This window comes from Rhodococcus sp. H36-A4, from assembly GCF_027158005.1.
Lineage (GTDB): Bacteria > Actinomycetota > Actinomycetes > Mycobacteriales > Mycobacteriaceae > Rhodococcoides.
Genome location: NZ_JAPVLQ010000004.1, coordinates 296,880 through 322,123, shown reverse-complemented (window position 1 = coordinate 322,123; position 25,244 = coordinate 296,880). Strand labels below are relative to the sequence as shown.

General features: G+C 61.8%; 21 protein-coding genes. 8 read left to right on the top strand and 13 right to left on the bottom strand.

The window, feature by feature from the left end:
* Positions 1–6: 6 nt before the first annotated feature.
* Genes O1W68_RS13355 through O1W68_RS13340 form a run of 4 tightly spaced genes read right to left on the bottom strand, consistent with a single transcriptional unit; the run spans position 7 to position 4,500 of the window.
* Positions 7–1,011: a CgeB family protein gene (locus tag O1W68_RS13355; RefSeq protein ID WP_269304206.1), complete on the bottom strand. Its 1,005-nt coding sequence runs from the start codon at positions 1,009–1,011 to the stop codon at positions 7–9.
* Positions 1,008–2,309 (bottom strand): lipopolysaccharide biosynthesis protein, encoded by a 1,302-nt coding sequence (locus O1W68_RS13350; protein WP_442972355.1) that lies wholly within the window; start codon positions 2,307–2,309, stop codon positions 1,008–1,010. The genes O1W68_RS13355 and O1W68_RS13350 overlap by 4 nt, the downstream gene beginning before the upstream one ends.
* On the bottom strand, positions 2,306–3,442 hold the full coding sequence (locus tag O1W68_RS13345; protein ID WP_269304204.1) for a glycosyltransferase family 4 protein: 1,137 nt from the start codon (positions 3,440–3,442) through the stop codon (positions 2,306–2,308). Before O1W68_RS13345 ends, O1W68_RS13350 begins: the two co-directional genes overlap by 4 nt.
* Entirely contained in the window at positions 3,439–4,500 is a 1,062-nt protein-coding gene (locus O1W68_RS13340) for a glycosyltransferase family 4 protein (RefSeq protein WP_269304202.1), read from the bottom strand. The genes O1W68_RS13345 and O1W68_RS13340 overlap by 4 nt, the downstream gene beginning before the upstream one ends.
* Positions 4,501–4,756: 256 nt before the next feature.
* Between O1W68_RS13340 and O1W68_RS13335 the strand changes: the two genes are divergently transcribed.
* Positions 4,757–5,596, top strand: a complete 840-nt coding sequence (locus O1W68_RS13335; protein WP_269304200.1) for a glycosyltransferase family 2 protein — start codon at positions 4,757–4,759, stop codon at positions 5,594–5,596.
* A 23-nt stretch (positions 5,597–5,619) separates the two neighbouring features.
* Here the strand turns inward: O1W68_RS13335 and O1W68_RS13330 are convergent, their stop codons facing one another.
* Positions 5,620–7,068 carry a sugar transferase gene (locus O1W68_RS13330; protein WP_269304198.1) on the bottom strand — a complete coding sequence of 483 codons (1,449 nt, stop codon included), beginning with the start codon at positions 7,066–7,068 and terminating at the stop codon, positions 5,620–5,622.
* Positions 7,065–8,210: a transferase gene (locus O1W68_RS13325; protein ID WP_269304196.1), complete on the bottom strand. Its 1,146-nt coding sequence runs from the start codon at positions 8,208–8,210 to the stop codon at positions 7,065–7,067. The genes O1W68_RS13330 and O1W68_RS13325 overlap by 4 nt, the downstream gene beginning before the upstream one ends.
* Positions 8,211–8,283: 73 nt before the next feature.
* Between O1W68_RS13325 and O1W68_RS13320 the strand changes: the two genes are divergently transcribed.
* Positions 8,284–8,856, top strand: a complete 573-nt coding sequence (locus O1W68_RS13320) for a dTDP-4-dehydrorhamnose 3,5-epimerase family protein (protein ID WP_269304194.1) — start codon at positions 8,284–8,286, stop codon at positions 8,854–8,856.
* A gap of 19 nt (positions 8,857–8,875) precedes the next feature.
* Here the strand turns inward: O1W68_RS13320 and O1W68_RS13315 are convergent, their stop codons facing one another.
* Genes O1W68_RS13315 through O1W68_RS13300 form a run of 4 tightly spaced genes read right to left on the bottom strand, consistent with a single transcriptional unit; the run spans position 8,876 to position 12,615 of the window.
* Positions 8,876–9,916 (bottom strand): NAD-dependent epimerase/dehydratase family protein, encoded by a 1,041-nt coding sequence (locus O1W68_RS13315; RefSeq protein ID WP_269304192.1) that lies wholly within the window; start codon positions 9,914–9,916, stop codon positions 8,876–8,878.
* Between the two features lies 1 nt (position 9,917).
* Positions 9,918–10,568, bottom strand: coding sequence for a PIG-L deacetylase family protein (locus O1W68_RS13310; RefSeq protein WP_269304540.1), 651 nt, complete (start codon positions 10,566–10,568; stop codon positions 9,918–9,920).
* Positions 10,565–11,359, bottom strand: a complete 795-nt coding sequence (locus O1W68_RS13305) for a glucose-1-phosphate cytidylyltransferase (RefSeq protein ID WP_269304191.1) — start codon at positions 11,357–11,359, stop codon at positions 10,565–10,567. Before O1W68_RS13305 ends, O1W68_RS13310 begins: the two co-directional genes overlap by 4 nt.
* Positions 11,359–12,615 (bottom strand): class I SAM-dependent methyltransferase, encoded by a 1,257-nt coding sequence (locus tag O1W68_RS13300; RefSeq protein ID WP_269304189.1) that lies wholly within the window; start codon positions 12,613–12,615, stop codon positions 11,359–11,361. Before O1W68_RS13300 ends, O1W68_RS13305 begins: the two co-directional genes overlap by 1 nt.
* Positions 12,616–13,072: 457 nt before the next feature.
* Here O1W68_RS13300 and O1W68_RS13295 point away from each other — a divergent pair, with 457 nt between their 5' ends.
* The 4 genes from O1W68_RS13295 to O1W68_RS13280 all read left to right on the top strand — a co-directional run bounded on the left by O1W68_RS13295 (position 13,073) and on the right by O1W68_RS13280 (position 17,571).
* Entirely contained in the window at positions 13,073–13,732 is a 660-nt protein-coding gene (locus O1W68_RS13295; RefSeq protein WP_269304186.1) for a response regulator transcription factor, read from the top strand.
* A gap of 1 nt (position 13,733) precedes the next feature.
* Complete coding sequence (locus O1W68_RS13290) at positions 13,734–15,125, top strand: sensor histidine kinase (protein WP_269304184.1); 1,392 nt, start codon at positions 13,734–13,736, stop codon at positions 15,123–15,125.
* 114 nt (positions 15,126–15,239) lie between these two features.
* Positions 15,240–16,604, top strand: a complete 1,365-nt coding sequence (locus O1W68_RS13285) for an MFS transporter (RefSeq protein ID WP_269304182.1) — start codon at positions 15,240–15,242, stop codon at positions 16,602–16,604.
* A 25-nt stretch (positions 16,605–16,629) separates the two neighbouring features.
* Positions 16,630–17,571 carry a TAXI family TRAP transporter solute-binding subunit gene (locus tag O1W68_RS13280; RefSeq protein WP_269304180.1) on the top strand — a complete coding sequence of 314 codons (942 nt, stop codon included), beginning with the start codon at positions 16,630–16,632 and terminating at the stop codon, positions 17,569–17,571.
* Between the two features lie 18 nt (positions 17,572–17,589).
* Here the strand turns inward: O1W68_RS13280 and O1W68_RS13275 are convergent, their stop codons facing one another.
* On the bottom strand, positions 17,590–18,699 hold the full coding sequence (locus O1W68_RS13275; protein WP_269304538.1) for a class I SAM-dependent methyltransferase: 1,110 nt from the start codon (positions 18,697–18,699) through the stop codon (positions 17,590–17,592).
* 241 nt (positions 18,700–18,940) lie between these two features.
* On the opposite strand from O1W68_RS13275, the gene dapA reads away from it, so the two are divergent.
* Both dapA and O1W68_RS13265 read left to right on the top strand, forming a co-directional pair.
* On the top strand, positions 18,941–19,783 hold the full coding sequence (gene dapA / locus O1W68_RS13270; protein WP_442972354.1) for a 4-hydroxy-tetrahydrodipicolinate synthase: 843 nt from the start codon (positions 18,941–18,943) through the stop codon (positions 19,781–19,783).
* Between the two features lie 89 nt (positions 19,784–19,872).
* Positions 19,873–20,466, top strand: coding sequence for a cysteine hydrolase family protein (locus O1W68_RS13265; RefSeq protein ID WP_269304178.1), 594 nt, complete (start codon positions 19,873–19,875; stop codon positions 20,464–20,466).
* A gap of 17 nt (positions 20,467–20,483) precedes the next feature.
* Here the strand turns inward: O1W68_RS13265 and O1W68_RS13260 are convergent, their stop codons facing one another.
* Together O1W68_RS13260 and O1W68_RS13255 are read right to left on the bottom strand one after the other, a co-directional pair.
* Positions 20,484–21,032 carry an isochorismatase family protein gene (locus O1W68_RS13260; RefSeq protein WP_269304176.1) on the bottom strand — a complete coding sequence of 183 codons (549 nt, stop codon included), beginning with the start codon at positions 21,030–21,032 and terminating at the stop codon, positions 20,484–20,486.
* A gap of 14 nt (positions 21,033–21,046) precedes the next feature.
* The gene (locus O1W68_RS13255) at positions 21,047–25,195 is read right to left on the bottom strand and encodes a molybdopterin-dependent oxidoreductase (protein ID WP_442972370.1); all 4,149 of its coding nucleotides are present in this window, start codon (positions 25,193–25,195) and stop codon (positions 21,047–21,049) included.
* Positions 25,196–25,244 lie beyond the last annotated feature (49 nt).

Here is a 25,244-nt window from a genome sequence, read left to right as displayed (position 1 = left end):
CTAGCGCTACCCGATCGCATCGACTATCTCCCGGGCGCGATCCACATATCGGTGACTGCCCCCCACGATGCGCCGGTAACCCGATTCGGCGATCTTGTGCGCTCGGTCAGGCCATTTTTCGCACATGTCCACGATGGCCCTCAGCTCGTCCTGGTTCGAGAAGAGAACGCATTCTGTGCCGTCCGCGAGAAGGTCTGCATGTTCTGCGGTTCGTTCACCGACGAAAAGGCCGCCCGACGCCGGGACTTCGAATGTCCTACACGTGTGAGTATCGCGATTGTTCGAGTTGAGAAGTACGAGATTAGCTGTTACGGAGGATATCTCGGAGGAGAAGTCCTCGCCGTACACCGGCCCCCCGACTCTGGCTCGCGTACTCTGCAACTCCGGAACACGTCGCCAACCCGGTCCTCGGACAAGCATCGCAGCGCCGTACTGTCGCGCGAGCGAAACAACGTGATCGCGACGATCGGGACGGCATGTGCCGATGAAGCCGATCAGGTACCGCCGCCGGTCATGGCGCGCGGCGAGGTGGTGCCACGCCGGGTCGTAAGCGCTCATGACGAATTTCACTGCCCGCGCACCGCGTTCGAGCAACTCGGGTGCGTTGTAACGTTTGGTCGTGACGATGAGGTCCCACTCGCCCTCGAACTCGAGGTAACCGGGAGTGGTGTTGCACTGGTTGAAAACGTCGTCAGGACTGTAATGGACGTGCAGTCTGGCCGGAATATCGAGAAGTCGTTGCTGGTCCAGATGGATCGCCTTGAAGCCGAAGACCATGTCCGGCCGGAATTCGTCAGCGATGTCGTCGATCAGGGAGTGAACTGCATCGACGCTCCACGATGCGCGTCGATGCTTGATCTTCGAGTAGATCCAGGGTGGCGACAATCGCCTTGGAAGTGTCACCGGCGTCGAGTCGATCATGATGACTTCATGGCCTGCCTGGCGAAAGCCGTTGGCAAGAGAACGCGCATTGCTCCCGACCCAGTCGTCACCGACATACAGGATTTTCATCGGAGATGCTCCTCGAGAACGGAGCTGTGGACCAAATCTGGCCCGGTTCTCCGCGCACTCCTGTCACGCACGACGAGCCTCCTCAACCTCAGGAGATACCAGCACGCGACGAGAAATTCGCAGCACAACGTGCCGTAGACCAGCGCCCAGACCGAGTGTGTTCGAAACGCGAAATACAGCGCGACAGCGGCTACGGAGGTTCCGATGATTGCGCCGATCAGTACACCGGAAGTGTCTTGTCGCACCGGCAGTATGGCGGTGGTGATGAATGAGGACACAGCGGTCGCGGGGAGAATGAGTACTTCGGCCCGCAGCAGCGGGACAGCGTCGGCGAAGGCGCTGCCGAAGACCATGTCGATCAGCGTCGGTGCGGCGATCCATAATGCGGCAGTCGCCAGGGCTGCTGCACATACGCACGCAAGTAGTGCTTGGACTGCGCGTCGCCAGAACAGAGTGTCTTGGCTGTTGCGTGCCATCCGCGGAAGCATCGCGAAGCCGATCGGATCGAGCAACGACTGGACTGCGCGTACGAGCCTGTCCCCGGCCGCGAAGAGTCCGAGCGAAGACGCGGCGAGTACGGACGAATACACCGCCGCAGCCCCCTGTCCGTAGCTCGTCACCAGCAATCGCGACGTGAGAACCGGTGCGCCAATTCTGAGAATCTTCTTGACCTGACGCGGACGCTCCGGACGACCGAACTTCTTGAAGGAGTCTCGCCAGGTCAGCGACACAGTAAGGGTGGATGAGGCAAGGAGGCACAGGATTGCGATCGATGCAGAGGGGAGTCGCGGCAGGAAGATCACCAGTAGAACGAGGTACCCGAGTCGTCCCACGCCCTGGTAAGCCATGGAGGCGCCGAACCGACCCTGCCCGATCAGAACCCAGTCTTCCGACATGGACCAGAACCCACCGGCGAACATTCCGAGCAAGACCATGTGAACGTGGATGTCGACGCCGATCACCATGCTCGTGATCAGGCCGAGTCCGATAGCTCCGAGGGTGCCCACTCGGATTGCCAGATAGCTACCCCGAAGCTGATTGACGTTTGCGCTGTTCATCATTGCGGCAAGAAATGTCGTGATGCCCAGATCGACGAGCATGGAACCGATGAAGTAGGACGCCATGCCGATTGCCAGCAAGCCGAGCCCTTCGGTGCCGAGCAGTCTCGCAGCCAGGGGGAGAGTCACGACCGTGACGAGATATTGGCCGTACTTCCCGAAGCTGACGAAACTGATGTCGCGCACGATTGCAACAACGCGGGTCAGGGTCCGATCCTCGCGCATCCCTGCCCCTCTCATGACGCCACGGGCGAAGCGATGTCCTCGAGGAACAGTCCCACTGCGCGAGCAGAGACGCAGACGTCGAACTGTTCGGCACGCAGTTGCCCTGCGACGGTCAGTCGCTGACGTAGTTCACGGTCTCCGATCAAGGCGTTCAGAGCATCGGTGAGTTGTTGCTGATCACCACCATCGACCAACAACCCGTTCACGCCGGAGTCGACGATTTCGGTAGTACCCCCCGGTTGCGTAGCGATGACCGCGCAGCCGGCGTGCATGCCTTCCACCACGACTTGCCCGAATGGCTCTGCCACGACCGAACAGTGGACCAGAATGTCGGCGCGTCCCATGAACTCACCAGGGTGGTCGACGTGCCCGGTGAACGTAACGGGCAGGTCGAGTTTCGTAGTAAGGCGCCTGAGTTCGTCACGGAATGCCTCCTCGCCGAAGAAGGTGCCCCCGACGAGGTAGACGTGTCTAGGACGCACTTTCACATCGGCAAGTGCGCGCAGGAAGAGGTCCTGACCCTTCCACGGTGTCAGGCGGCCCACCACGGCGATGATCGTTTCTGTCGGGTTGCGTTGACTTTCTCGATCGTCGAGATCGTCGAGAAGCACGCCGGGGTAGGCGACGAGCGATTTTCTGCGCCAGGTGAAGAGCAGACTCATCGTGGATCTGCTGTTGGCAATATATCCGCGGCTGACCACCCATCCGAATACCCGAATGAGGACGGACAGCATGCGCCCGAAGTACGCAACGGAAATCCGATCGTGCACGTGCCAGACAAGCGGTATGTGCGCACGTCGGGCCGCGACGGCAGCGACTACCAGTGCTTTGGTGCTCTCCGCAACCAAGACGGTCGCCCCGAAATCCCTGGCGGCTGCGCCGACCCCCCAGCCCACTTTGGCGAGACCGACAAAGCCGGCAACGAGGCGAAGAGGTGTCCGATTCGCGATTGTGATCGAGCGGCTGTCGAACGTGTTGCGCAGGACACGAGTGTCGATTCCCTGGGCACGCATGCGCGCGACCATCGGTCCGTCTTCGGTGAACACTGCACCGACGTCGATGTCGTGCAGCGAAATTGCCAAGCGAAGTGTGGCCAACTCTGCACCGGACGGCGCGGCAGTGTGGGTGACGAAAAGGACCTTGGTCATGAGCTCAGTTCCTTGTACATCGAAATGTGGCGCGCAGAGCTCGATTCCCACGAGAACGACTCCGCCTGGGCCCGACACTGCTGTGGTCCGGGAACCTGACCGTTCAAACCACGAACGATTCGATCTCCGAGCGCTTCCGCGTCTGAGGCGGGAACGATCAGGGAGGCGTCGAGTGCTCTGACCGAATCGGGAAGGCCACCGCACTCGGTCACGATCGGGGCGCGACCGGAGGCCAAGGATTCCAGTGCGAAGAGACCGAACCCCTCCAACGCGACCGAGGGGATGACGGTCAGGGCTGCTTGCTCGTACAACCGGGTCAGTCGTTCGTCGGTGGCATGGCCTTCGAACGAAATCGAATTCCCACAACCGGATTCCGTGGCTTGGGAGCGTAACGCGAATTCCTGAGTGCCGGTACCGACGATGACGAGGCGAGCATCGGGGTGTGCCGTCACGACCGATCGCCAGGCCCGGATGAGCACATGGATTCCCATCCTGCGCTCCAGGCGTCGGACGCACAGCACCGTCGGTGCGGGATTCTCTCGGTCGGTCGAGCGAAAGCGGTCGAGATCGACACCGGGTGGAATAACACTGATGTCGCCTGTTGGTACACCATAGTGCTCGACGAGCAGTTGCCGGAAGTGGTTGGACAGCACGACCACTCGGTCGGCTCCGGCGTATCGAACCCGCTCGATCATGTACTTGGCCCGCGCCGCGGTCTCCGTCGAACCCACCATTCGGCTTTCGTCTGCCCAAGGGCCGTGAAAATGCACCACGAGCCGATGATTGCCGGGGTACGTCTTCACCGCGCGCCCATAGAGGCAGAAGTGTCGATCGATGACAGCACGACGGGGTAGCGCCGTGCGGTCCAGAAAAGCTGCCGAGCAGCGGCGCAGTGTCGATCCGCCGACGCTGCCCCATGACCGCCCTCCTCGTGCGGGGCTACCGAACGCCACCGCAGAGACCTCGATGTCGGAGCGTCGATCCAGTGCGCAGTACAAGTCGGTGAAATATCGATTCAATCCACCGGGAACCGCCGAGTTCCACTCCGATCCAGTCATGTGGAGCCGGAGAATTCTCGAGGTCTGCGCGGAATACGAGTGAGGTCTCATCGGACGGCTGTCGTTGTCGGGTGCTGCAGTTTCGGTCCGTTCGGAACCGGATGATCGAACTCTACCGCGGCGCACTGGCGTTCGATGTCGTTGTGCGACATCCGTTGTAAACTTTTGCCACGCACTTTTCGAATGCATGAATGCGGCGGCGCGTGTTATCCTTCGGTACGATCTCGATGCGCAATCGGCAAGTGGGAGTAGCGCAATGGTTGCTTCGGTCTCTGTCTGCGTCCCCGCATACAATGCCGGCCGCACCCTCGATACGACCTTACGGTCGATTCTCGAGCAGGATGTCGATGTCGAGGTGGTTGTACTCGACAACGCGAGCCGGGACGGCACCGGCGTGATTGCGCATTCCGTCGACGATTCTCGCGTGCGAGTAATCCGCAACGATGTCGTGTTGTCCATCGGTGACAACTGGAACAAAGCCGTCGCGCTCTCCACCGGCAGGCTGGTCAAGGTGGTCTGCGCGGACGATATTCTGCTCCCTGGATCTTTGGAGTCACAGGTACGCGTGATGGAAGACAAAGGAATCGCGATATCGTCCGCCCGGTTCGACGTGATCGACGAGGACGGTGGAGTACAGGAAACGGGACTCGGTGTACCGGGCCTGGAGGGGCTCCAAACCCCGCGTTCACTCATGCGAGTCATCGTTCGTCGAGGCCCCGCCGACTTCGGTCCTACAGCTGCTGCGATGTTCCGGCGAGAGGACTTCGACAGTGTAGGTGGATTTCGCGGAGACCTTGTGTTTCCCATGGATGTGGACCTGTTTGCGCGAGTCTGTGTGTACGGCATGTTCTTCGGGATTTCGGAACGTCTCGCGGCGTGGCGCGACTCGAGGTTCAATCTGTGTAGCCAAACCTCGACCTACAGCAAGTTGTCGGATTTGCTGCGATTTCATCATCGCATCGCGCGCGAATACCCCGAATTCGTAACCGGTGCCGACGTAATGGCGGGTGACGTGCGTTTGTTGCGAGCCGCTTTCGCGCGGGTGGTGGTGCGAACCAACGCCCTCGTATCGCGTCACCCCGCAGTCGGTGTGTGAGTCGATCGCGCTCCGTCGATGCATTATCGACCTTTCATCATCAGGACCGCGGACAACGTCCGGAGCATGATCTTGACGTCCAACCACAGTCCCCAGTTTTCGATGTAGTAGTTGTCGTAGCGAGCGCGCTCCTCGATGGATGTATCTCCGCGGAACCCGTTCACAGCGGCCCACCCCGTCAGTCCGGCTGGTACCCGATGGCGGGCCGAATAGTTGGGGATGGTTCCACAGAACTTTGCGACGAAATACGGACGTTCCGGTCGTGGTCCGACCAGAGTCATGTCGCCGCGGACGACATTCCACAACTGGGGCAATTCGTCGAGCGAGGTCGCTCGCATGATCCGACCGAGGCGCCCGACGCGCGGGTCGTGGGCAATGCACCAGTTCGTCGCCGACTCATCCTCGTTCGTTGGTTTCATCGTGCGAAATTTGAGTAGCTCGAACTCGCGGTCATCCAGACCGATACGTTCCTGTCGGAACAAGATCGGTGCCGAACGGTCGGAGAAATAGACTGCGGCAGCGGTGGCGAGGAGCAGCGGCGACAACAACAAAAGCAGCGCTGCGCTCAGTACACGACTCGTCCACAGCTTCACGCCCCATGTCGGTGACCGATGCGCTGCTCTGCGAACTTTGGTCAATGGGATCGCGCCGATGCGGTCCATGTCACCGGATACTGCTGTCATCTCCCACAACCGGGGCACGACGAAGATGTCGCAGTCGATACGATCGCACGTCCGCAGAATGCTCAACATATCGCTGTCACGGATCGTGGAAAACGCGAGTACGACCGCCTCTACGTGTTCGGTGGTGAGGAACCTGCAGAGGTTGCCACGCAAGGGGAGGACCGGCACCGATCGCTTGTCGGTCATGATGTGTGGAGAGTCGTCGAGTACCCCGATCAGCTCCAGTCCGCAGGAGCGCTCCGCAACCATGTTGTCCGCAAGCATGGAACTGATCGAACCGCTGCCTACTATCACCGTGCGGTGTCTACGATTGAGCTTCCTCCTGAGGAATCGTTCTGCTCCATAGGTGAGGTTTCGCGAAAGTATCACCGCAGCAAGCACGAGGGCGGTCACCATTATCGCGTCCGTCAGCTCGGTCCGTGACGCCAACACCAATTGAGTGCATACGGCCGCCAATACACTGGCCATCGCGGTCCGCGGCAGGACGTCGAGAACCGACAGCGTCAGGTGTGTGCGGTACTCGCCCATCACTGCCATGGCCGACACCAGCACCACAGCTGCCGGCACGGGGTAATCGATCCGAACGAGCGAACAGACCAAGAAGAGGACGACTAGATCACCGGCCAGCGGGTAGAGGTCGACATGTGCACCGATCCGGCTGCTCAGTCGGCTGGGTGTGCCCGAGGCAATCGGGACGATGCCGGTGGCCCGGTGGGCTGGGGAGGTCGCAACGGTCCGGGCATGGGAAACAGGTGCACCGAGCGCTGTCCGGCGGGACGCTGTGGTCATGATTCCACCGCCATTCGGACACCGGTCGTACGGTATGCATCGAATCCATCTCCGACTGCGTGCGTCGGGGGGACCATCCATCGACCGGTGAGTGCCGGAATTCGACGTTGCACCTCGGGGAGGAGTTCGGGCAGGGTGAGCAGAACGTGGTCCGGGCGAGCTTCGACCAGCTGCTCGGGGGAGATGATCGGCACATCGGTGCCAGGCATCCGTCGCGTTTGCTTGGCGTGCGAGACGTCGGCGACGGCGGTGACGAGGGTGCGATCGACACCGGCTTTGGCGAACAACGGCACGGCGCGAGACGCGGCTCCGTACGCGAAGATGCGTAGATTCCGACGTGCCATCAGCGTCAGCCACTCGTGCAGCGCGGCAGTTTGCTCGTTCGCAGCGCGCTGCAGGGAACGAAGCACAACAGGGTCGGCGAGACCTACAGTGTGTTCGGCGGTGAGTATGCAACGAACGTCGGCCGACAGCGGTCCGTCAGGCCGGTGGCGGGCCGCCACCAAAACGGTGCCCCCGTACAGATCGAACTCCCATACGGCCGTGACAAACATTCCGACGTCCTCGAGCAGACGGCTCAGGACGGTCAGGGAGTAGTACGCGAAGTGACCGTGGCGCAGTGCATTCCACTGTCCGCCGCCGACGATCGCGCGTAGAGAATGGAACTGGATCAGAAGCACACCATCGTCGGCTGTGGCTGCGGCCCGCTGTCGGAAGGCCGCACGCTGGTCTGGTTCGTGCATCGCTCCGAAACAGTCGACTACCACCGCAGCTTTGGTGGTGTGCACCGGTGACCGAAGACCCCGCTCGGCGAGCAAGGGGAGCCAGCTTCCGCCGTGCGGGCTGCCGAATTCGATGACCGTATCGCCGGTGAGAGCGCCCGCTTCGCTGACGAGTCGAACGGCTTGGGCGGCCTGATCCTTCAAAGCTTGCGGTTCGACACCGCGTGGTTCGTCAGCTGTGGTGTCGTCGTCTGCAAGCTGCGCGAGACCGCAGGCCCGGCACAGCGCCATCGCGAGCGGATGTACCGATTCCTCCGATGAGATCGGAGTGGATGCGAGCGGAAAGCAATCCGTAGCCGGCACCCGTCCGAGGTCGAGTACGCGGTCGGTTTCGGTGCACGAGCAGCCTCTGCAGACCATTGCGTCACACTTTCGATGTCCGAACGGGCCGGATCTGCCTGTTTCGCCTGCTGAAATGCGGCAGAATGACGACATGCGTGTCGAAACTGTTGAACTCGCGGACGTGTTGCTGTTCACCCCTGAACCATTCAGGGACGAGCGTGGATTGTTCACCCGGACCTTCGAATCGCGTCTGTTCGACTCGGAACTCTCGAAGTATCAACGAGATCGGCGAGTGCCGACGCGCGCCGACGACTTCATCGAGGATTCGCAGTCGAGATCGAATCGGGGCGTGGTTCGCGGAATGCACGGACGGTCGGGACGCGGAGAGGCCAAACTCGTACGATGCGCGCACGGAACAGTATTCGACGTGCTGGTCGACATCAGAAGGGAATCGCCGACTTTCGGTATGCAGCAGGCTTTCACTCTCGACGATGTAGCGTTCGCGCTTCTCTACGTTCCCTCGGGGTTTCTGCACGGTTTCCAGGCGCTGACCCCGACCGCCGATGTCTGCTATCGGATCGATCGGAAGCATGACCCCCGGGAAGACATAGCGGTGGCATACGCCGATTCCGAGCTCGCGATTCCCTGGCCGTTGCCGGTAACGCATATCAGCACGCGGGATGCTTCTGCGGGCAGTTGGTCCCAGCTCATGGAGTCGGTGTAAACGTCGGCGGCCCCGCATGTCATTCACAACCCGCACCGATCAACTGAACCCGGAGCGATGCGTCGAGAACGCCTGCAGCCAAAAGTTTTTCGAGATGCACCAGGCGGGTGAATCGTTCCGAGAACAGGTATTCGGTGAGTCCCCAGCGCGTGTAATTCTCGTACAGTTCCGCGGCACCGTTCGCTACGGTCCACTGGGGGTCGTATTCGTCGAAGGCGGAGCGGATTGCGGAGAAGTCCACCCGGTAGGACCTCGGGTCAGGTCCGGTATCGCCTGTGACAAGGACCGTGGATCCGGGTACCGCGGCCGCCGCGGCTCTCGCAATCTGTTCCACCGTCATGTTGTTGACCTCGGTGCCGACGTTGTATGCGGCACAGTGAATTTTGTCGATCGGTGCCGCAAGGGCACACATGAACGCGGACGCGATGTCCTGCACATGCACCAGCGGTCGCCACGGTGTTCCGTCCGACAGCACTCGGACGGTGCCGGTCAACACCGCCCTTCCGACGAGATTGTTGAGCACGATGTCGGCGCGTAGACACGGCGAGAATCCGAACGCTGTGGCGTTTCGTAAGAACACGGGTGAGAACCCCGAGTCCGCGATGGCTGCGACGTCGTCCTCGACGCGAACCTTGCTCTCCGCATAGGGAGTCAAGGGGCGGAGTGGAGCGTCCTCCTTTACCAGGTCAGCACCCGCCGAGCCATACACCGAGCAGGTCGAGGCATACAGAAATCGCCGGACGCCTGCCTCCTTCGCGAGGTGGGCCAACCGGACCGACGCGTGATGATTGATGTCATGGGTGATCTGGGGGGCAAGCGACCCGAGTGGGTCGTTCGACAATGCCGCGAGGTGGATCACCGCGTCGATTCCTTGCAGATGGGCCTCGGTGACGTCACGGATGTCGACGTCGAATTCCGGGGGGCTGTCGGGCGGCGGCCCGAGTAGACACAAAGCGAACAACCCTGAATCGAGTCCGACGACGTCGTGGCCGGCGGCACGCAGGAGGGGAATCATGATCGACCCGATGTAGCCGCGATGGCCTGTGACGAGTACGCGCATGTCAGTTCCTTCCGAATCGGATGGTGGCCTTCTCGACTGTGAACGCCTCCGCGTGGATTTGCCGGCACTGCACTCCCCGCAACCGGGAGAGCCCGAGAAACGCTTCCTCGTCGAACCAGTCGTGGAAAGTCTGTGATGGATAGTGCTTCATGAGCAATCGCGCCTTCTCCTCAGCCGCCGTGCGTGTGAGGGGATGGAAGATCGTCGGTTGTGGGGTATCGGCCTCCCACTTGAGGATTTCGTACCCCAGCACCAGATGGTCACGGAACACTGTCGGTGCCAGTTCGGCCAGGAGTCGGTGATCCTGGTGCGCGTCGCCTCGGTGTGGGGTGAACACCACGTCAGGCTCGCAGGATCGTCGAAACCCTTCGAGCCCGGACTTGATCGGGTCCCAGTACGCGGGAGCGTGGCCATCGGGAATGTCGAGAATGGTGAACTCCAGGTCGGCTCCTGGACACAAGGCGGCCAATGCGTGCCGTTCCTCGATTTCGCGACGAGAATCACTGCCGGACAGAACGAAAGCGTGGACGCGGAGTCCGGGGTTGGTGGACGCCAGCATGAGCAGGGTTCCACCGAGCCCGATTGCAATGTCGTCGCAATGCGCGCCGAGCACCGCCACTTCGCTGAGCTCGGACGTGCGCAACTCGATCATGAGCTCGGCACCGGCAACGGGTGATCCCACACCATCCACGGATGAATACCTTTGGAGTAGTTGGCGTCCAGTTCGGCGCGTTCCTTGAAGGTGTCCGCAGGCTTCCAGAATCCGCCGTGTCGGTATCCGAACAGGCGGCCTTCTCCCGCAAGTGTTCCGCATACGTCCGCAACCAGGTCACCACCAGGTGGGAGAAAGTCGAAGATCTCATCGGTCAGGACGAAGTATCCGCCGTTTTCCCAGACAGGTAGTTGGCCGACCGGAATGATCTCTTTCACCTCGCCGTTTTCTGCTACGTGTACGCAGTGAAACGAGGACTGCGGCGGGACGACGAGCATCGACGCGGCGGCACCGGACTCGTGGAACTGCGCGATGACATCGTCCAGGGGAGCGTCGGTAAGGACGTCCGCATAGTTTGCAAGAAAGCACTTGTCTCCACCGAGGTGCTCCCTGACACGGCGGAGGCGTTCGCCTATAGCCGATTCCAAGCCGGTATCGACGAAAGTGATGGACCAGTCGGCGATGTCGGAGTGCAACAGCTCGATCCTGTTGCCATGCATCACGAAATCGTTCGATTCTGCTTCACGATAGTCGAGGAAGAAGCTCTTTATCGCATCCGCACCATAGCCGAGACACAGGATGAACTCGGTGTGTCCGAAATGGGCGTAATAGTGCATCACGTGCCAGAGAAGGGGTCGTGGCCCCACCATCTGCATCGGTTTGGGAATTGTGTCATTGCGATCATTGCGCATACGCATGCCGTACCCACCGCAGAACAGGACTACCTTCATTACGTCAGACTCCTTGACTCGGTGGGAGATTCGAATGAAGCGCGATGCAGTGAGGGGAGCGGAAAAACCAACTCCCCGCCCCACTCCGTGATGAAGCGCAGTTGTTCGGTCAATTCGACTTCGAGATTCCAGGGAAGCGCGAGCACGACGTCGGGTCGATCCTTTCGGATCATCCTCGGATCGAGAATCGGTATTCGGGTGCCGGGCGTGAAGCGTCCGTGTTTGTATGGGTTGCGGTCCACTGTGTACTCGAGTAGATCCGGGCGGATCCCGCAGTAGTTCAGAAGGGTGTTTCCCTTACCTGGAGCGCCGTAGCCCACGACGGTTTTGTTCTCGGTACGGCACTCGAGCAGGAACTGGAGTATCTCCTGCCGCACCGCGCGAGCCCGCGGTTCCAGTGCGGCGTAACCACCGACATCGTGCAATCCCGCCGACTCCTCCTGCTTCAGTACCTCGGCGACGCGTGGGGTCGGTATTCCCCGAGCAGCATCGGGACGTGCCCACACCCGAATCGATCCGCCGTGAGTGTCGAGCAGCTCCACGTCGACGACCGCAAGGCCCGCCGTCGCGAGTGCCCGGGAGGCGGACAACACTGTGTAGTACTGGAAGTGCTCATGGTAAACGGTGTCGAACTGTGCTTTTCCGACGAGATTCAAGGCGTGGTGAACCTCGATGCTCAACCAACCATCGTCGGCTAGCAGGGTGCGAAGTGCGCGTGTGAAGCCGAGCAGATCGGGAATGTGGGCGTAGACGTTGTTGGCGACCACCAGGTCGGCCGGTCCGTACTCGGCTCGGACATGACCCGCGAGGTCTTCGTCGAGAAATGCTGTGAGAGTGGGTACTCCACGTTCACGAGCAGCTTCGCTCACGTTGTGCGACGGCTCGATTCCAAGACAGCGGATACCGGTGTCGTTGCAGTGTTGCAACAGGTACCCGTCGTTACTGGCGACCTCCACGATCAGGGATGCACTGTCCAGGTGGAGGCGGGAGACCGAGGAGACGACGAACTGACGGGCGTGTTCGACCCAGGAATCCGAAAACGATGAATAGTAAGCGTAATCGGTGAATGTGGCCTCCGGAGTTATCAAGGCCGGGATCTGCAGCAGTAGACAGTCTTCGCACAACCGCAGATGTAACGGGTACGTAATTTCGGGCATGTCCAGGCCCGACTCTGTGAGGAAGAGTTCGCACGGCGGCGTAGCGCCAAGATCTAAAATGCTACGCATGCGGTCGGAATTGCACAGTCGGCAGCGCACACTGACCCCTCCCAGAGTCGACCCCCGACGGCCGTTTGAATGTGACTTCGATCACATTCGTTCTTCTGTTCACTAATGAACCACACTCGGGGTTGCTATTCAAGGCGTAAACGGGCAAATAGCCCGAGTTTCTGAAAAAAACTGAAACATGGCCGACTTTGGACTACTGAAGCGCGAGTGCACTATGTCCGTGCGATTCGGGCCGACCGCGAATTCCGGCTTCTCGCACTCCGAAGAACATGTCCTCGACCAGCACGTTGCGAACGTCAAGACTCGCCGGTCACACTGTGCGAATCGACCTGTGGCCGAACTGTTTTACTCGACACAGGTTTCGCTGGTGCCGATCGGTAAGCGCATGTCGAGTGACGGACCGAGGAACTGGCTCTCCATTTTCTCTGTCACCGTTTCGAAGGAGGCGCTGGCGAACGGACTGCCGTGCTGGCCTATGTTGGCGTGAATGCGCATTGCGGTGGTGGAGGACGACGACGGAGTCGGTGACGCGCTGTTCGACGCGCTGACCGAGGTCGGGCACGCGCCTGTCCGCATGCGCCGCGGCGCCGACCTGCTGCTCGGCTACCACTATATGGATGTCGTACTGCTCGATCTCGGTCTGCCGGATATGGACGGCCTGGAGGTTCTCCGCAAGCTTCGGACATTGAGTTCGGTCCCGGTGGTGGTGCTGACTGCGCGTGACGACGAACGCTCGGTAGTTCGAGCCCTTCGCGGTGGCGCCGACGATTATGTGGTCAAACCTGCTCGGTTGGGGGAATTGCACGCACGTCTACAGGTTGCGGCGCGGCGTCGAAGCGCGTCGAGCGAACCTGCCACCGACGGTCTGGTTATCGGCGACATCGTCGTCGATCTCGTCGGCCGGAGTGCGGAAGTCGACGGACGGGATATTGCGCTGACGACCAAGGAGTTCGAACTCCTCGCTCATCTTGTGACGCGACGCGGTGAAGCGGTCAGCCGGGAGCAGTTGATGGATGCCATCTGGGGTGACGCCTATGTCGCGATTTCGCGGACACTCGACGTGCACATGACGGCGTTGCGTTCCAAGCTCGGGCGACCCGGCACCATCGTCACCATCCGCGGCTTCGGCTACCGCTGGGACACGTGAGATGCGGCGCCGTGTCCTGGTGGTGCTGATGATCTATTCCACCGTCGTCGTCCTCGCACTGTCGGTGCCCCTTGGGTTGCTGGTAGGCCGCGAACGCGCGCAACGATTCGGAGAGAACCGAGCCGCTGCAGCAACGTTCTTCGCCGAACTCAGTTCACGAGAGGGCGCATCCGGCGTACCTCGGCTCCGAGAGTCTGTACAGCGCTACAACAGTCTGTACGACGAGGGGATCGTCATCGTCGATCGCACCGGAGAACCGCGTGCACTGGCGGGCGTGGACATCGAGCGCGCCGACGTGCAGCAGGCGGTGGCAGGAGCGTTGCGGAACCAACGTGGATACCTCCCGTCGAGTGTGACGCCATGGTCTCGGTCCTCGGTGTTGATTGCCGCTCCGGTCGGCGGGGGCACGCAGGTCGACGGCGCCGTAGTGATCGCCGCGTCCACCGATGCCGTACGCAGGGACGTCGCTGTGGCGTGGGTAGCCATCGCCTTCGGCGCTCTGCTGATTCTAGCTACCGTCGCGGTGATCGCCGCTGTCTTGTCGCGCTGGGTCGTTCGCCCATTGACCGCATTGTCCTCGCGTGTGCATTCGTTCGGCGACAGGTTCCACGATCAGCTGCCGACTGCAGATTCCCGCATGCCGAAGCCCGCCGAGTACGTGGGGCCGCCGGAAGTCCGAGAATTATCCAGCGCGTTCGACGGCATGGCAGACGACGTCGAAGCGGCGACGGCTGCGCAGCGCCGACTGGTGGCGGACACCGCCCACGCACTTCGTAACCCGTTGGCGGCACTGAGAATCCGATTGGATGTGTTGGGCATGAAAGTGCCGGATTCGGCAATCGGCGCACACCTCAAGACCACACGCGAAGTCGACCGGCTGACTACCGTCGTCGAAGATCTGCTCGTCCTCGCTGCCGCTGAGACACCTTTCGCTACGCAAACAGCAGGGTGCGACGTGGGCGCGACGATTGCCGATCGTGTCGAATTCTGGTCGAGCACAATGACAGTGGCGGGGATCGGTGTGCACGTAGAAAGCCCCGAGGAGAACACTCTTGCCGCGATATCGGAAGACGATCTGATTCGAATTCTCGACGCCTTACTCAGCAACGCGACGAAATACGCAGGCGCCGGTGCAGACGTCGAGATCGGCCACCGAACAGGCGAAGGCCACATCACCGTCTGGGTGTCCGATAGCGGGCCGGGCGTGCCCGCCGACGAACTCCCGAAAATCGTCGACCGGTTCTTCCGAGCGTCGAGCGCCCACGGTGAAGGCACCGGTCTCGGCTTGTCGATCGTCCAGGCGCTGACCGAGCGGGCCGGCGGAACCATCGAAGTGAGTGCGCGTCGACCCTCGGGCTTGAAGATAGAGCTCACTTTCCTAAGGGAGTGTTAGGAAAGTCGAAACAGCTTGGTTTCGGGCTGTGCCTGCGGTCACAGTATGGGGACTCCGGTTGCCGCTTCGCTCCATGGCAATCCGCCCAACAGCACTCTGTGGAAGGACCAGCCCATGGCCAACGAGGCCACCTCGATCGCCGATCCGTCGCGCCCGACCCCGCCTGTCTCCTCTCCCGCTGCCACTCGTCGCGCCGTGTACAACACGTTGCGGGGATCGTCGGGCAATCTCGTCGAGTGGTACGACGTGTACGTCTACACCGTCTTCGCGACGTACTTCGAGAATCAGTTCTTCGATTCGGCGGACAAGAATTCGACCCTCTACGTGTACGCGATCTTCGCGGTCACCTTCCTGATGCGACCGGTCGGCTCGTGGTTCTTCGGCCGCTACGCGGACAGGAACGGTCGACGCGCTGCACTCACGTTCAGTGTCTCGTTGATGGCCGCGTGCTCGCTGGTCATCTCGCTCACCCCGGGGCGGGAGAGCATCGGAGTATGGGCGGCGGTCATCCTCATTCTGAGCCGTCTGGTCCAGGGCTTCGCCACTGGCGGTGAGTACGGTGCGTCGGCGACCTACATGTCCGAGGCCGCCACCCGTGAGCGTCGCGGCTTCTTCTCTTCGTTCCAGTACGTGACGCTGGTCGGCGGACATGTTCTCGCGCAGGTGACCCTGTTGATCATGCAGGTGTTCCTCGATCGCGGGCAGATGGAGGAATTCGGCTGGCGCATCGCGTTCTTCATCGGCGGTGTCGCGGCCGTGGTCGTCTTCTGGCTGCGGCGCAGCATGGACGAATCGCTGACGAAGGATCAGCTCGACGCCGTTCGCAGCGGAGTCGACCGAGCCTCCGGTTCGATGAAGGAACTTCTCAGCAACCATTGGCGCGCACTTCTCGTCTGCTTCTTGGTGACGGCCGGTGGCACCATCGCTTTCTACACCTACAGCGTCAACGCGCCCTCGATGATCAGGACCGCGTACGAGGACCGGGGGATGACCGGAACCTGGATCAACCTCTTCGGCCTGGTCTTCCTCATGCTTCTGCAACCGATCGGTGGGATGATCAGCGACAAGGTGGGTCGCAAACCACTCCTCGTCTTCTTCGGAATCGGCGGCGTGCTGTACACCTACTTCCTCATCACGTATCTCCCGACGGCGACGTCCGTATTCGCATCGGTCACCCTGGTGTGCGTGGGTTACATCATCCTGACCGGCTACACCTCGATCAACGCGATCGTCAAAGCCGAGTTGTTCCCCTCTCACGTGCGCGCACTCGGCGTCGGTCTCGGCTACGCGCTCGCCAACTCTGCATTCGGCGGCACCGCCCCGCTGATCTACCAGGCAGCGAAGAACAGCGGGCAGGTCACCTGGTTCATCGTCTACGTGACGGTGGTGATCGCAGTATCGCTGCTGGTCTACATCTTCGTTCTGCGGAACAAGTCCGAGACCGTCCTCGACCGGGAGCAGGGTCGAGCGTTCGAGTGATCTGCCACGCCTTACAGTGACGAACATGGTCCCGCCCGCAGCGTTGCTCTCCCGCAGAGCAGCGCTGCGGGCGGGACTGCTGGCTGTGAGCGCCGCCGCGGTGGGCACTGCCTGCGCGTCGGATCCTCCACCGCAACTCCGTCTCGCATCAGGGGAGGTCGGCGGCTTCTTCTGGGAGTTCGCGGGCCTGCTCGCCGACGCGGCCGCCGCGACGGCTACTTCGGAAGTCGTTCCGCTGACGACGGCGGGCTCCCTCGACAACCTGGAAGCCTTGGATTCGCGACGTGCCGAGCTGGCACTAACGTTGGCCGACGCCGCCTACAGCCACCCGAGTCGAGATTTGGCGGCGGTGGGGTGCGTGTACGAGAACTACTTCCAGGTCGCCGTGCGAGCAGACTCGGGCATCGAGACGGTGGGTGATCTGCGGGGGCGGCCGGTGAGCGTCGGCGCCCCGGGATCCGGCGCCACGCTGGTATCCCAGCGCATTTTCGACGCGACGGGTCTGTCCGGTCCCGGTGCGGTCCGTGAAGTCCAGATGTCGATGAGTTCCGCGGCACATGCGTTGTCCGACAACGAGATCGATGCCGTGATGTGGGCTGGGGGATTGCCGACCCCGGCGTTCGCCGACCCGCCGATGGCGATCCGGTTACTCGATCTGGGCGCCGTGGTCGCAGACTTGCGGCGTGAGTTCGGGACGGCGTACGAAGCGGTGCTGGTGCCGGCGAACGTGTACGGCGAACATCCGGAAGTGACGACCGTCGGAATCCCGAACCTGCTGCTGGCCCACCCGGACGTGCCGGATCGGACTGTGGCGGAATTGGTGAGCCTGCTGCTCGATCAGTCGTCCTCGCTGGTACCTCGACAGGCGATCGGTAGCCAATTCCTCGACGCCCGGTCGCTCGTCATGACCGGCGCCATCCCTCTCCATCCCGGGGCCGAAGCGGAGTATCGCAGGCGGCACGGGTGAGATGACCAGGTCGGTCGGTCAGCGCGCAGCCAGCCGCCACAGCGAGGTCGTCTCGCGTGACCGGGCGGCGTGGAAGAGATCGTCGGTGTCGCGTGCACGGGAATGCGTCGGCGCGGTGTCCGCTCTGCCGAGTACGTCCAGGCCGGCGCGGTCGATTGCCGAGAGGAGATCCTCGCGTGTCGCGAGCCCGAGGAGTTCGGCCAGATCGGAGATCACCAGCCAGGCCTCGCCGCCGGGTTCGAGATGCTTGGGCAATCGATCCAGGAAAGCCCGCAGCATGCGGCTTCCCGGGTCGTAGATCGCGTGTTCTATCCCCGAGGTCGGCTTTGTTGGGATCCACGGCGGATTGCACACTACGAGCGATGCGCGTCCGGCAGGAAAGATGTCGGTGAGCTGCACATCGACGCTGTCGGCGAAACCCAGTCGCTCGAGATTGGATGTGGCGCACGCAACCGCCCGAGGGTCCCGATCCGTCGCGACGATGTCGGTGACACCGCGCCGTGCCAGGACTGCAGCCAAAACTCCTGTGCCGGTACCGATGTCGAAGGCCGTGGTCGTTCCGCCGGGAAAGGGAGTGTCTGCTACCAGCTGCACGTATTCGCCACGCAGCGGCGAGAAGACGCCGAAGTGTGGCTCGATGGTGGCGTCCAGCGCGGGAATGCGAACACCCTTGCGTCGCCATTCGTGTGCGCCGATGAGACTGAGCAGTTCTCGAAGAGACAACAGCGAGGGCGTCGAGGCCTCGCCGTAGACCTCACGGGCTGCGAGTGCGACATCGGGGGCTCTGCCGTAGTCCAAAACGTAGTTCGGATCGAGCTCGACCAGCAGCATTCCGAGAGTGCGCGCCCGCCGAGCCTGATCCTGGCGGTGGAGATGAAAGTCTTCTGCCGGAGTAGACGACGGCCGTCGTGCCCGGGGCTCGGCCCTGCGGGTGATCGCCTTCAGCAATTGGCGTGCATTGTTGAAATCGCCACGCCACAGTAAAGACTCACCGATCGACGCGCGTTTGTACGCAACGTCAGCGGTGATGTCGTCGCCGATGATATGGATGGCCTTGGGCGGCGGAGCGTTGTTCTCCGAACGCCACCGCGCCGAGCGTTCCTGCCCGTTCTCGGTCCACACGACCATCGGGCTTTCGAGCGGCCGCGTTGTGGCTGCGACGTTGAGCTGGTTCACAGGGCCCCTTCGGTTGAAAATCAAGTCAACCACAACGACCGGAATCGGCCGGGCCAGCGGCGCCGCGAACACGGGGGACATGGCCGAAGCCCGGGCACCGGCGCGTTCGTCTACCATTCCCGACGTAGATCGAACTCTGGACGGAAGGCGTCACGCTGTGATCACCGGAAGCATCGTTGCAATTGTCACGCCTATGACCGATAGCGGCGAGATCGACCATGCATCGTTCGCTGAACTAGTCGAGCGCCAGGTCAGTGGCGGAACGTCGGCGATCGTTGCAGCTGGAACAACCGGCGAATCGTCGACGCTCTCGGTGGCCGAGCACACCGAGATCATTCGAGAAACCATCAACGTGGTTGCCGGGCGTATTCCGGTCATTGCGGGGACCGGCGCGAATTCGACGTCCGAGGCGATTCATCTCACCAGGGCTGCCAAGGCTGCCGGAGCCGATGGTGCGCTTCTGGTCACTCCGTACTACAACAAGCCCCCGCAAGAGGGCCTGTACCGACACTTCCGTGCGGTCGCAGAAGCCGTCGACATACCTCAATACCTCTACAACGTGCCCTCGCGTACGGGCTGCGACATGCTGCCGTCGACCGTCTCCAGGCTCGCGGAAATCCCGAACATCGTCGGCCTGAAAGAGGCCGCAGGCGACCTGGATCGCGTCCGCGAATTGGTTGCTCTCGAACTCGGAGAATTCGCGTTGTATTCGGGTGACGACGGTACGGCCAGGGCCAGCATGTTGGCCGGGTTCCACGGCAACATTTCGGTGACCGCGAACGTTGCACCGCAAGCAATGGCTCGGATGTGCGCGGCAGCCCTGGCAGGTGACTCCGAGGGCGCGTCGGAAATCGATGCGAAGCTCGTCGGCCTGCACACAGCCTTGTTCGCCGAACCGAACCCCATTCCGGTGAAGTGGGCGCTGGCGGAGATGGGATTGATGCCCGGAGGCATCAGGCTTCCCCTGGTTCCGCTCGACGAGTGGCATTACGAGGACGTTCGGGCAGCGCTTCGTACTGCGGGTCTGCTGGCCTGACGCTCGATCGGCGTGGGTTGCAACGTGGAAGCAACCTGCGCGGATTTAGGTTCGGTGTCCGAGTTCCGAGCGTCCAGGAGGATGTAAGAATGGCCGACAACGCGACACTTCGCCAACTGACCGGAATGCCCGACGCGCCTTCTGCGCTCGCCAATTCGGCTTTGATCATGATCGATCTTCAAAACACTTACACCCAGGGTGTCTTGGAACTCGTCGGGGTTCAACCTGCACTGGATGCTGCTGCCGACCTGCTCGAGCGGGCTCGTAGTGCCGGTACCCCGATCTTCCACATCATGCACGACGCCGGGGTAGGAAGTCCGTACGACATCAGCGCCGACATCGGTCAGATCGTCGAGCGAGTCGCTCCCCGCGGCGATGAATCGGTGATCGTGAAGAACTACCCGAACTCATTCGTGAGCACCGACCTCGACGAGAGGTTGCGTGCACTCGGAATGGAAAATCTGTTGCTCGCCGGATTCATGACACACATGTGCGTCAACTCCACCGCCCGGGGAGCGTTCAGTCTGGGCTACAGCCCGACAGTCGTCGCCAGCACCACAGCCACCCGATCCTTGCCCGGTGCAGGCGGCGTCGACGCCGGCGCACTCCAGGCCGCGAGCCTGGCGTCGATCGCAGATCTGTTCGGCGTCGTCGCCCCGGACGTGGCAGCAATCCCGGACTGACGTTCAGCCGGTTCGCGTCAGAACACGACGGATTCGGTGTCGATCGTCCCTGCTTCCCGTCCCGGTGCGGTCTGGAAACTCCAGTACAGGTTGGTGTGCGAGACGACCTCTGCCGGGGGAGGGGCTCCCCACTTGGTGAGGTCTTCCGTCGCGTGCGCATCGCTGACGAGAATGGTGTCGTAACCGCGTGTAACGGCGCCATGCAGGCTGCTCCGAATGCACTGGTCCGTTTGCGCGCCTGCCACGATCAATCGTCCTACTGCAGCCTCGGCCAGGACGGACTCGAGGTCGGTGTCTTCGAACGCGTCCCCGTAGATTTTGTGGACCAGCGGTTCCGAAGTCTTCCGCACGAGTTCGGGGACGTACTCCCATCCAGCACTGCCCCGGGGGAGCTGATCGGAGGAGTGTTGCACCCAGACGACCCGAACATCGTGCGCGCGTGCCTTGTCCACCAACCTGACGATGTTGGCGATAATAGCCTCGGACCCGATCGAACTGGCCATGACATCGATCTGCACGTCGACGACGAGCAGTGCGGTATTGGGACGGCCGGGCAGCGTGGTCACGAGAACGAGGATAGTCAGTACACGTCCCGCACGTAACGCTTTTCTGCCGCCAATGCTTTGACGTAGGCCTCCGCGCTGGCGGGAGCGAGTCGACCATGTTGAGCAACAACGCCTTTCAGGGCATTGTCGACATCTTTTGCCATTCGTGAAGCATCGCCGCATACGTAGAAGTGCGCACCACGCTGAAGCCATTCCCACAGCTGCGCACCATGTTCGCTCATTCGATCCTGCACGTAGACCTTCGCGCTCTGATCACGCGAGAAAGCCAGATCCAGCCGGGTCAGCGACCCGTCGTCGAGCATCGTGGTCAGTTCCTCGCGATAGTAGAAGTCCGTGGAGGCATGCTGTTCGCCGAAGAACAACCAGTTCGGTCCGGTGTGTCCGCGTGCTCGGCGCTCGTGAAGGAATGCGCGGAACGGGGCGACGCCGGTGCCTGGCCCGACCATGATCATCGGCGCGGCCGGGTCCTCCGGTGGTTTGAAGTGCGCCGACTTCTGCACGAAAATGCTGACGTCTTCACCTTCGGCGTGATCGGCCAGATAGGTCGAGCAGACACCACGTCGAGGGACGCCATGGATGTTGTAGCGCACCGTGGACACTGTCAGCTGTACTTCGCGCGGATTCTCCTTAGGACTCGAAGAAATCGAATACAGTCGCGGCTGAAGCGGTTTGAGGACACCGAGCCATTCATCGATCCCCGCCCGCACCGGAAGATGCGTGAGGACGTCGACCGCCTGACGGCCCCAGATCCAATCCTGCAGGTCCTTCTTGCTCTCCGGCATCAACAAGCGTTCCAGATCGTCGTCGTGCGTGCGGGAATGGACGAACTTCAACAGATCCGGGGAGATCTTCGCGATCTCCAACCGCTCGCGTAGGGCGTTGCGAAGCGGCATCGCATCGTGCCCGGCAATGTCTACGACGCTGTCGCCGTCGAGCTCGGTCAATTCGAGCCACTCGTCCACCAGGGCAATGCTGTTGCGCGGCCACACACCGAGCGCATCGCCTGCCTCGTATCTCAACGTCCCGTCGGGAAGGTGGAATCCGAACTGGCGGACATCCTTTCGCGACCCGGTCGCCGTCAGAACAGTGTTGCGCACCAGAGCCGCTGCCAGCGGAGCTTTCTTACCGTAGGTCGGGACCATCTCGACCGTGGTTCCAGCGGAGGCGACGGGTTGCGCTGGCGGTGGCATGCCCAATTTGGACACCACGCGGTCCAGCCACACCGACGCCGCTTCCTCGAATTCCGGCTCGCAATCGACGCGTCCCACCAGACGCTGCGCACCCAGTTCGGCGAATCGACTGTCGAGACGGCGACCGTTCCCGCAGAAATCGTCGTAGCTCGAATCACCCAGGGCGAGAACAGCGAATCTGTTTCCGGACAGATCAGGAGCGCAGTCGCCGGACAGTCCGTCGAGGAAGGACGTGCCGTTGTCCGGGGCGTCACCGTCGCCCGTAGTACTGCTGATCAGGAGCACATCGCGGTATCGCACCAGCTCGGTTGGTGCGAAGTTCTCCATGACGTGCTCTTCGACGACAAGACCAGTCGACCGGAGATGCTCGACGCAGCTGGACGCGAATTCTTCTGCCGTCCCCGTCTGGGAAGCCCACAGTACGAGTACCGGTGGTTCGCCATCGCTGGCCGAGTCGAGGAGAACAGGTGTCTGCGGCGTCGCAGTCGTGGCGCTGCGTGAGAACAGGCCGGCGAGCATGCCGCCGATCCAGGCGTGAGTTTCTGCGGACAACGGCGTCGTCGTCGGCAGAGTGGGAACTCCTGCGGCACTGCGGCCGGCGTCCGTCCGTAATCCGGCCAACAGGCCCGCCACATAACGCTGCTCGATCAGCGGAAGGGGGAGCGAGGGCCCGGAAACTTCGCCCACGAGGTCGGCAAAGGCGTCGATCGGCGACATGGCGTCTCCTCCATGTTCTGGACCGGAATGTGACTGAGATTCCGCTGCAGGAACCTTGGTCAAAGTGACCGCACAGATCTTGAATTCCGGCTGCTGTGAGTACGGATCGACCGCGTCGTTGGTCACCGCATTGATCGAAAGGTATTCACCGAACGAATCGTTCCAGTGGAACGGTGCGAAGCAGTCACCCGGCCTCACCCGATCGCTGACGAGTGCGGGCAGTACTGCTCGCCCGCGGCGCGATGCGACCTCGACCCGGTCACCTGACTCGCAGCCGAGGAACTCGGCGTCGCGCGGATGGATCTCGACGAACGGACCAGGGTTGAGCTTGTTGAGCTTCGCCACTTTCCCGGTCTTGGTCATCGTGTGCCATTGATGTTGCAGGCGACCGGTATTGAGCAGGAAGGGATAGTCGTCGTCCGGCATCTCAGCCGGCGACATCGATGGTCGGGCGAAGAACTGGGCCCGACCGGATGGCGTGGGAAAGGACAGGCGCGGGGTACTACCATCGTCGAGCGTGCGCAGAGGTTGGCTGACGCCGTCGTTGAGGTATCTGATCGGGTGGCGATCCTCGTCGTCGTCCGGCGGGCACGGCCACTGCAGCGGCGTCGTACTGAGTCGCTCGTAGGTGACACCGCGTAAGTCGTATCCGGTCTTGGGGTTGGAGAACTCCTTGATTTCCTCGAATATCTCCTCTGCGCACGAATAGGTGAACGCATCGGAGTAACCGAGCTCGCACGCCATCAGCGCGATGATCTGCCAATCCGGAAGTGCTTGGCCGGGAGCCTCGACGGCCTTCTGGAACAAAGTGAGATTTCGTTCGGAATTGATCATGACTCCCTCGGACTCGGTCCACAGGGCCGCCGGAAGGATGACGTCGGCATAGCCGTTGGTTTCCGTGTCGGCGAACGCGTCCTGGGTGATCACCAATTCGGCCCGCTCGAGACCGGCGATGACCGTCTTTCGATTAGCAACCGACGCAACAGGATTGGTACAGATGATCCAACATGCCTTGATCTCTCCGTCTGCCATCCGGGAGAACATGTCGATGGTGCCGGCACCGACGTCGGGACGCAACGTGTCTGAGGGGAGGTTCCACTTGTCCTCGACGAATGCTCGATCCTCGTCGACCAACACGGTCCGCTGGCCGGGAAGCCCAGGTCCCATGTAACCCATTTCGCGGCCGCCCATGGCGTTCGGTTGGCCGGTGAGCGAAAACGGCCCGCTTCCACGCTTGCAGATCGCACCGGTCGCCAAGTGCACATTGACCAGTGCATTGGTGTTCCACGTCCCATGCGTCGACTGATTGAGTCCCATTGTCCAGCAGCTCATCCAGTTCTCTGCCTCGCCGATCCACCGCGCGACCGTGTACAGATCGGCCTCGGGAATACCCGTCTTGGCACTCACGCGAGACGGTGTGTAGTCGGCCAGGAAGTCCCCCATAACGTCCCAGCCGTCGGTGAACTCGGCGATGAACCGGTCGTCGGTGAGCCCCTCCGCGAGCAGGATGTGCAGCACTCCGTTGAGCAGGTCCAAGTCCGTCCCCGGAGCGAGCTTCAGGTGAAGATCGGCTTTGTCGGCAGTCGCGTTCCGCCGAGGGTCGACGACGATCAACTTCGCGCCGCGCTTGACGCGGTCCATCATTCGCAGAAACAAAATCGGATGACAGTCGGCCATATTCGCCCCGGTCACCAGAAAGACATCGGCATGATCGAAATCCTCGTACGACCCGGGCGGCCCGTCGGCACCGAGCGAGAGCTTGTAACCGGTGCCCGCGCTCGCCATGCAGAGGCGAGAGTTCGATTCGATCTGATTGGTTCCGATGAAACCCTTGGCCAACTTGTTGGAGAGATACTGCGCCTCGATGGACATCTGCCCCGAGACATACAGCGCAAAAGCGTCGGGACCGTGCTCGTCGATCAGCGCGCGCAGCTTCCGCGCCGTTCGCTCGATCGTTTTTCTCGTGTCCGCCGGTTGCGGATCATCGCCGCGATTGGCCCGTACACGCGCGGCGTCGAGGCGTCCGGGCGCAGCGAGCATGTCCGACGTCGTCGAGCCCTTGGTGCAGAGACGCCCGAAATTGGCAGGGTGGGACTTGTCGCCGACCGATGTGGTGACTGTGGACGGTTGGTTCTGGCGTTGTTCGATCTCGAGTTTCATCCCGCAACCGACGCCGCAATACGCGCACACCGTCTTGACGGTGCGCGTGACTACTGAGATATCGATTGGGGAGATATCGATGGGCGTCGGTAACACGACTCCCACGATGCGCATTGGACGATTCACGTCGATGACGCATCAGTTA